The sequence below is a fragment of the uncultured Jatrophihabitans sp. genome, from assembly GCF_964246335.1.
In the GTDB taxonomy this organism is placed as follows: domain Bacteria; phylum Actinomycetota; class Actinomycetes; order Mycobacteriales; family Jatrophihabitantaceae; genus Jatrophihabitans.
Window position 1 is genome coordinate 12872 of record NZ_CAXTQF010000061.1, and the last position, 6339, is coordinate 19210.

7 protein-coding genes are annotated in these 6339 nt (G+C 68.8%); 4 read left to right on the forward strand and 3 right to left on the reverse strand.

Going from position 1 to position 6339, the window contains the following annotated elements:
• Positions 1–441 precede the first annotated feature (441 nt).
• The gene (locus ACFFCN_RS15130; protein ID WP_375492933.1) at positions 442–969 is read left to right on the forward strand and encodes a GNAT family N-acetyltransferase; all 528 of its coding nucleotides are present in this window, start codon (positions 442–444) and stop codon (positions 967–969) included.
• A gap of 6 nt (positions 970–975) precedes the next feature.
• Here the strand turns inward: ACFFCN_RS15130 and ACFFCN_RS15135 are convergent, their stop codons facing one another.
• From ACFFCN_RS15135 to ACFFCN_RS15145, 3 genes are read right to left on the reverse strand one after another with little or no spacing between them, the layout of a single operon-like run.
• On the reverse strand, positions 976–2097 hold the full coding sequence (locus tag ACFFCN_RS15135) for a dipeptidase (RefSeq protein ID WP_375492934.1): 1122 nt from the start codon (positions 2095–2097) through the stop codon (positions 976–978).
• A complete protein-coding gene (locus ACFFCN_RS15140) occupies positions 2090–2725 on the reverse strand; it encodes an MBL fold metallo-hydrolase (RefSeq protein WP_375492935.1) in 636 nt (211 codons plus the stop codon). Before ACFFCN_RS15140 ends, ACFFCN_RS15135 begins: the two co-directional genes overlap by 8 nt.
• Before the next feature lie 4 nt (positions 2726–2729).
• The gene (locus ACFFCN_RS15145; RefSeq protein ID WP_375492937.1) at positions 2730–3131 is read right to left on the reverse strand and encodes a DUF5709 domain-containing protein; all 402 of its coding nucleotides are present in this window, start codon (positions 3129–3131) and stop codon (positions 2730–2732) included.
• A 51-nt stretch (positions 3132–3182) separates the two neighbouring features.
• On the opposite strand from ACFFCN_RS15145, the gene ACFFCN_RS15150 reads away from it, so the two are divergent.
• The 3 genes from ACFFCN_RS15150 to ACFFCN_RS15160 all read left to right on the forward strand — a co-directional run.
• Complete coding sequence (locus ACFFCN_RS15150) at positions 3183–4526, forward strand: cryptochrome/photolyase family protein (RefSeq protein ID WP_375492938.1); 1344 nt, start codon at positions 3183–3185, stop codon at positions 4524–4526.
• A gap of 22 nt (positions 4527–4548) precedes the next feature.
• Complete coding sequence (locus tag ACFFCN_RS15155) at positions 4549–5421, forward strand: metallophosphoesterase family protein (protein WP_375492940.1); 873 nt, start codon at positions 4549–4551, stop codon at positions 5419–5421.
• Positions 5422–5528: 107 nt separating this feature from the next.
• The coding region (locus tag ACFFCN_RS15160) for a DUF222 domain-containing protein (RefSeq protein ID WP_375492942.1) at positions 5529–6339 on the forward strand (811 nt) is incomplete at its 3' end.

A 6339-nucleotide genomic window follows, 5' to 3' on the forward strand; every position in this document is an offset into this window, starting at 1 on the left:
GCGCAATCCCGCCCGGGGGGCCCGGGTCATTTTTTAGTTCCCCGGCCCCCACTTCTGCTGCACCACACCGCACGTCAGAGACGGACGACGCCGGGTACCGCAGCCGATCGAGCACACCGACCGGCCCGAAGGCCGACCGACGACCCGGTCGTATCACCCGCGCCGAACCGCTACCTGATCTTCAGGTCTCCCTGTTGACCCGGCCATCGAAGTTGCCTTCGGTGGGGTTCACCGCGTTGCGATGCAGTGATGTCTACCCCCCGGTTCCTGTGGTCACAAGGGGTTGTTCGGCAGTTCGCCCGACCAATTTTCCTCGTCCACAGGATGTGCCCGGTTATCCCCCGCGCAAGCCCGGTTATGCACCGGCTCTCCACAATTGATCAACAGGTGGGGCTCCGCACGCGAGCGACACCGCGCGAGCAGCGTTCCTATGCTGACCCGATGGTGCCCGTGCGGCTGCGCCCGATTCGCAGCGAGGATCTCCCCGTGCTCTCGGCGCTGACGAACGCCGGTCCGGCCGAGGACCCCTTCAACTTCTCCGGCTGGCGCGCGACCAACGAGATCGAACGGCGCTTCGCGCAGAACGGGTGCATCACCGAGGACGCCGGTGTGCTGGCCGTCGAGGACGCCGACGGCACGCTGGTCGGGCGCGTCGACTGGTTCGCCGTGTTTCATCGGCCGGGGGCGATCGGGCGCGCGCTCAATATCGGCATCGTGCTGCTGCCCGAGCACCGCAACCAGGGCATCGGGACCAGCGCCCAGCACGAGTTCGCCAAGTACCTGTTCGCGAACACCACCGTGGAGCGGTTGCAGGCCGGCACGGAGGACGACAATCAGGCCGAGCAGATCGCGCTCGGACGCGCCGGCTTCACCCGCGAGGGCGTTTCCCGGCACGCGCATTTCCGCGACGGCGCGTGGCGCGACGACGTGCAGTTCAGCCGGCTGCGCGGCGACCCCGACCCGGCGTGACGCCGGTCAGCCACGGGACGCCGGCTCGCTGTCGCGCAGCACCCTGATCGCGTTGCGGCAGGTCAGCGCCGCGAGATCGTCGTCGGACCAGCCGCGGTCGACGAGCTCGGTCAGCAGCGCCGGGTAGGTCGAGACGTCCTCGAGGCCCTGCGGCAGCGACTCGCAACCGTCGAAGTCACCGCCGATCCCGACGTGTTCGACGCCCGCCACCTCGCGCACATGCTCGACGTGGTCGGCCACCTGGGCCACGGTGGCGACCGGCATCGGCACGCGTTGCGCGAACTTCCCGGCGGCGGCCGTGTACGCCGTCGTGTCCCCCGGGTCGTCGCCGTGCGCGCGCATCGCGTCGACCACCGCGGCGTCCCACTCGGCACATGCGGTGGACACGAACGCCGGCACGAAGGTCACCATGCAGATCCCGCCGTTGCCGGCGAGCGTCTCGAGCACGTCGTCGGGGACGTTGCGCGGATGGTCCGTGACAGTGCGCGCGGACGAGTGACTGAACATCACCGGTACGGAGCTGACGGCGAGCGCATCGCGCATCGTCGTCGCCGCGACGTGCGAGAGGTCGACGAGCATGCCGAGGCGGTTCATCTCGCGCACCACGTCGCGGCCGAAGTCGGTGAGGCCGCCGTGCACGGGATCGTCGGTGGCCGAGTCCGCCCACGGCACGTTCGCGGTGTGGGTGAGCGTCATGTACCGCACACCCAGGGCGTGCAAGGTGCGCAGGACGGCGAGGGACGAGTCGATCGAGTGACCACCTTCGGCGCCGAGCAGCGACGCGACGCGACCGGCGCGCAATGCGTCCTCGACGTCGTCGGCCGTCAACGCGAGCGCAAGATCGTCGGGATAGTGAGCGACCATCCGCAGCACGAAGTCGATCTGTTCCAGCGTGCCGGTGACGGCTGTGCTGCCCGCCCACGATGCGGGCACGTAGACGGACCAGAACTGGCCGCCGACTCCACCCGTCCGCAGGCGGACGAGATCGGTGTGGGTCGCCGACTGCTGCTGGTCGAGCGGGTAGGCGTCGAGGTCGTACCCGTTGAGCTCGCGCATCGCCCACGCGAGGTCGTTGTGCCCGTCGAGGACGGGATCTGCGCCCAGTAGCTGCGCGACGCGGTCAGACACTGATCGGTTCGTCGAACGGCACGTATTCGATGCCGAACGGCTCGATGATCGGGTTCATGTTGTTGACGAGGACGTTGAAGTAGACGTCCTTGACCAGGAAGTCGTGGATCGGGTGGACGCGCTGCGCTCGTGCCGCCACGGCGTAGTCGATGAGCTCGCTGACCTTCGCCCACGGCGCCATGGCCGGCAGCAGCAGGTTCGACACGTCGAACGGCGGGATCACCAGCGAATCGCCGGGGTGGTAGACGGCGTCGCCGACGAAGTAACCGACGTTGGCGATCGTCGGCGTGAGCGGGTGGATCACCGCGTGGTTGTCGCCGAAGGTCTGCACCGCGAAACCTGCAGCCTCGAACGACTCGCCGCCGTGCACGGCGACGGCCTGGTCACCGAGCCGACCGAGCTTGTCGAGTGCGCCCTGCGGGCCCCAAACCCGCAGTCGTGAATCGCGGCGCAGCGCGTCGCCCACTTTGTCCGGATCGAGGTGGTCCATGTGCTCGTGGGTGATGAGGATGGCGTCGGCGCCGTAGAGCGCGGAATCGACGTCGCTGAAGGCCCCCGGGTCGATGACGAGCGAGCGGTTGCCGTCCTCGACGCGCACGCACGAGTGGCCGAACTTGGTCAGCTCCATGCCGTCAGCTCTCCTCGTCGAGGTGCATGGCCGCCTCCTCGGCGGACGCTGCCTGCCCGTCCGGGCCGACGTCGACGGCGAGATCGTCGTCCTCGTCCTCGAGCGAACCGGACGTCGTGGACATCAATCGGCCGGTGCGCGGCTCCTCGTCCGCCGCGGCGATGTCGTCCTCGTCGACGTCCGGCTCCTCCTCGGCGAGCTTGTCGTCGAGCGACTCGCCCTCGCGCGCTTCTTCGGCCGTGTCGCCGAGCCACTGGTGGGGCTCGCGGTCCGGCGGGTCGTAGCCGGCATCGAGCGGATCCTGCGTGTTGTCACCGGTCAGCGTCTCGCTGGTATCGAGCTGGTCGTTGCCCACCTGGCCGCCGACGTAGAGGTCCTTGTCGACTTCGTTGTCCGATTCACTCACGAGCGAAACCCTTCCCGCATGGATGTCAGACCTACCGGGCACGATCGCCTCATGACCTCGGTCCTCTGGTTCCGGCGCGACCTGCGCCTGCGTGATCATCCTGCACTGCACGAGGCGGCGAAGGACGGCCCCGTGGTAGCGCTGTTCGTGCTCGACCCCAAGCTGCTCAAGCCGGCCGGCGCAGCGCGCGTGGCCTTCATGTATCGCACGCTGCGCGCCCTCGACGCCGACCTGCATGAGCACGGCGGCTCGCTGATCGTCCGCCGCGGCGACCCGGCCAACGCGGTGCCCGAGGTGGTGCGTGCGGCCGGCGCGTCGTCGGTGCACGTCAGCGCGGACTTCGGGCCGTACGGCACGCAGCGCGACGACGCGGTCGAAAAGGCGCTGGCCGACGACGTCTCGTTCGTGCGCACCGGCTCGCCCTACGCCATCGCGCCGGGCCGCGTCGTCAAGGGCGACGGCGAGCCGTTCAAGGTCTATACGCCGTACTACCGCGCGTGGAAGGAGCACGGCTACCGCGCGCCGGCGTCGACGATCACTAGTCGCGTCGAGTGGCACACCTCGCTGGACTCGATCGACATCCCGGCCGACCCGCCCGAGGCGAAGAAGATCGAGCTGCCCGACCCGGGCGAGGACGCCGCGCTCAAGACGTGGCGGGCGTACCGCAAGAAGAGCCTGTCCGGCTACGACAAGCAGCGTGACCGGCCGGACCTCGATGCGACCTCACGCATGTCGGTCTACCTGAAGTGGGGCTGCATCCATCCGCGCACGATGCTCGCCGACCTCGGACCGGGCGACGAGACCTACCGCAAGGAACTCGCATGGCGCGAGTTCTACGCCACGGTGCTGTCCAACTGGCCGGAGTCGGCGCGCGAGTACTTCCTGCCGCAGATGGCCAAGATGGAGTACGCCCGGCCGAACACCAAAGCCTTCACGGCGTGGCAGGAGGGCAAGACGGGCTTTCCGATCGTCGACGCCGGCATGCGTCAGCTGCTCGCGCAGGGCTGGATGCACAACCGGGTGCGGATGATCGTCGCGTCGTTCCTCACCAAGGACCTGCACATCGAGTGGCAGCACGGCGCGCGGCACTTCATGCAGCACCTCGTCGACGGTGACCTCGCCTCCAACAACCACGGCTGGCAGTGGACGGCCGGCACCGGCACGGACGCCGCGCCTTACTTCCGCGTCTTCAACCCGGTGACGCAGGGGCAGAAGTACGACCCCAGCGGCGACTACGTGCGCCGCTGGGTGCCCGAGCTCGCCGGCATCGAGGGCAAGGCCGTGCACGAGCCGTGGGACCTCGACGAGCAGCCGCGGGGCTATCCCGAACGCATCGTCGATCACAAGGAGGAACGTCGCGTCGCTCTGGAGCGCTACCAGCAGACCCGCGACTGAGACGGAGCGCCCAGGAGTGCCGGTGACTCGCCTATTGCATCTTTCCGACACACACGCCACGGCGACCGGCCTGGACGAGGACGGTGTCGACGCGGTCCGTGCACTCGAACAAGTGCTGCACGATGCCCGACACGTGCCAGAACTGGACGCCGTCGTGGTCAGCGGCGACGTGGCCGACGACGGATCGGTGGCCGGCTGCGTGGCGGTCCGTGAGCGCGTCGGGCGCTTTGCCGCGGAGCGCGGAATCCCGCAGATCTACAGCACGGGCAATCACGACGACCGCGCGAACTTCGCCAGTGCGCTGGGCAGTGGTCACCTCGGCCCGGATGGCTCGGAATGCGGCACCTTGCTCGACGAGTCAGCCGGGGCGCGGGCCGCGGTCAGTGAGGCCGGCGGCCTGCGCGTCGTGACACTCGACAGCCTGGTGCCGGGAAAGACCTTCGGCGCGATCGACGACGATCAGCTCAGGTGGCTGGACGGGCTCCTGGCAACCCCCGCCGCGAACGGAACAGTCCTGGTCTTTCATCACCCCCCGCTGGTCGTGCCGTATCTCCCCTACGTCAAGGACGTCGTGCTGCAGAACATCGACGACCTCGCCGATGTCGTCCGGGGTCGCGATGTCCGTGCCGTCCTTACGGGCCACTTGCACTTTCAGCTGAGCGGTTCCCTCGCCGGCGTGCCCGTGTGGGTGACTCCCGGGGTGGTCACCCGAATCGACACCACATCGGCCCCGCACCTCGTCCGTGGGGTTCGGGGCGCAAGTTGCACAGTCATCGACGTCGACGAGTCGGGAAGCCTCACTTGTTGCTTGCTCACAGCGCGAGACACCAGGGCCAACGAGCAGGTTTACGTCTACAACCCGCTCACCGGCGAAGACGTTGACGAACCCGTTTGACCCATGGTTCTTGCGCCGGTCGATGGGGACGATCGGCGTAGTCATCGGCAGACAGGTCATCGTCAGACGGCCGGAAATTGTCGGTGGTCGATTCTAGAATCGAACACATGACGCGGGCGGTGCGGGACTTCACTTCGGTGGGTCAGGCGCGCCGTCTTCGCGTGCTGGCGACCATCCGTCGGCGCCGCTGCGAGCTCGACGCGCTCGAGGTGGATGTATTGGCCGCGATGGCCGCCGACCCGGACCCGTACCGCGACGGTGCGCCGGACCTGGGCAAGCAGTGGGTGCGCGAAGACGTCGCCTGTGCGCTGCGCATCCCGTCCTCGACCGCGGGCTACAAACTCGCTCTCGCCACCGAGGTCACGACGCGGTTCCCGACCACGCTGCAAGCGATGCGCGACGCGAGGATCAGCGGGCACTACGCCGAGCGGCTGGTCGAAGCCACCACCGACCTGCCCACTACCGCCGCCACCAAGGTCGAGACGCGGGTCCTGGAGCGCGCCGACACGCAAACCCTGGCGCAGTTCGGTCGAACGTTGCAGCGCGCTGTCGCCTCCGTCGACACCCGCGCCACCGAAGCCAAACACGCCGCCGCCCGCGCGCAACGCCGCGTGGTGTTCGCTCCAGCCGACGACGGGATGGTCGAACAATGGGCCTTGCTGCCTGCAGAACAGGCCGCCGCCATGCAGGCCGCGGTCAACGCCCTGGCGGACAGCTGGAAGGGCCTGGACGAGCGCACCGCCGACCAACGCCGCGCCGACGCCCTCGTCAAGCTGACCACCGACGCCGGCACGCGCAAAGGGTCGCAGGGCGGGGCGCGGGTGAACGTGACAGTCGCCCTGTCCACCCTGCTGTTCCTCGATGACCAACCCGGCGCCCTCGACGGGCACGGCACCATCCCCGCCAGCATCGCCCGCG